The sequence below is a fragment of the Legionella qingyii genome (genome assembly GCF_003184185.1).
This window is the reverse complement of record NZ_QHJG01000058.1, coordinates 2,319-3,570: the sequence shown is the minus strand read 5'-3', so window position 1 is coordinate 3,570 and position 1,252 is coordinate 2,319. Positions and strand designations below refer to the sequence as shown.

Sequence of the window (1,252 nt, the reverse complement as noted above, 5' to 3'; positions counted from 1 at the left end):
GAAATGCCATGCAAAATGCAACTAAAGCTGATTGTCCCATGGTTCTGATGATTTCATTGGCATTATCACGGTAATAGGAATAATGAAGAATTTGCTGTACATTTTGTGTGTAGGTCTTACCATGGAATGAAAAATGAAAATCATGCTTTTGACCAATAGCATTTAAAAATTGAGCCCCATAATAAGCAAATGCATGTTGTAGCTTTTCAACTGAAGTGACACTCCAAATAATAAGTCCGGTAAACACTACCCAAAGCATCAGGCAAATTAAGGTCAACGATTTGGTAATTTGATCCCACATGCGAAGATTATGGAAACTAATTTGTCCACCACGAGTATAGTGTTTGAAATTAGGCTCATCACGCATCTGTTCTTCTCCTTGTGTATTTTGGGCAAAGCAGTAGCTAGCACTGCTCTTAAAGTGCTTAAAATTAATTAAAAATGTTTATTTATTTTCTTATCTAAGCGGTAAGTCAATCCTCTTTTCTTTATGGAAAAACTCATTGATTACTGTAAAAATAGTGCTTATTCCAATACGGCTTAATTCCATACTTACCAGAAAGTAGGTCGCGGCAAGGCTTCCAAAAAATGCAAATCCAAGCATTAACAAGATTTGCGTATCTTCACCATAACTGCCAAATACAGTGCAAAAAAAGACAAAAAAGCCCAAAAATACTTTGGCTATGAGTTTAAATTTTTTGACCAGTAAAACACCCGTTTTTAGTTTCGTCTCCAGATGTAAACGAAAAAGAACAAAGAAATTAACCGAGTTCCATAATACGATCAGGGCACCTAAACTTAAGAAAAAAGCCACAATAACCGATGAACTAATAATTTCTGAATAAGTTGCAGGCGTTTTAAATTGTGTATTGAAGGTAAATGAGTAAGCTAATGTTGATGAGATAACAACAAAAATGCTCCAAAAAATAGCCAACATTATCTTAAAAAAATCACCATAGTACACTCGCGCAGGAATAATATCTGGATCAAGATGTTTTATAGTTCTAATGTCATCTGCAACAGCTAATTTTAATTGTGTATTATCCATTTTACTCTCCTTTATGGTGGAGTTCTAAAGCCTCCTTGGGTAGATGAACATTTTCAGGTAAAAGCACATTTTTTTGTGCCCTAACCATACCCTCATGCAATACAGCTTTCTGTTTATCCATTAGATCATGCTGATCTTTCTGAATCAACTCCTTCCCTTGATTAAGATTTTGAAAAGATTCATCCAATTGCTGGTGAACATTGT

At 34.7% G+C, this 1,252-nt stretch carries 3 protein-coding genes; all 3 read right to left on the bottom strand.

What is annotated here, in order from left to right; genetic code table 11:
- Positions 1-367 (bottom strand): TraD N-terminal domain-containing protein (locus DGG96_RS19865; RefSeq protein WP_276309334.1); only part of this gene is annotated, 367 nt, incomplete at its 3' end.
- A 90-nt stretch (positions 368-457) separates the two neighbouring features.
- Positions 458-1,048, bottom strand: a complete 591-nt coding sequence (locus tag DGG96_RS19860) for a hypothetical protein (RefSeq protein ID WP_110144194.1) — start codon at positions 1,046-1,048, stop codon at positions 458-460.
- Between the two features lies 1 nt (position 1,049).
- Positions 1,050-1,252: hypothetical protein (locus DGG96_RS20690; protein WP_165831652.1), on the bottom strand; the 203-nt coding region annotated here is incomplete at its 5' end.

Excerpts from the sequence above, each read along its gene's own strand:
- DGG96_RS19860 (WP_110144194.1), bottom strand. The coding sequence starts at position 1,048 with ATGGATAATACACAATTAAAATTAGCTGTTGCAGATGACATTAGAACT.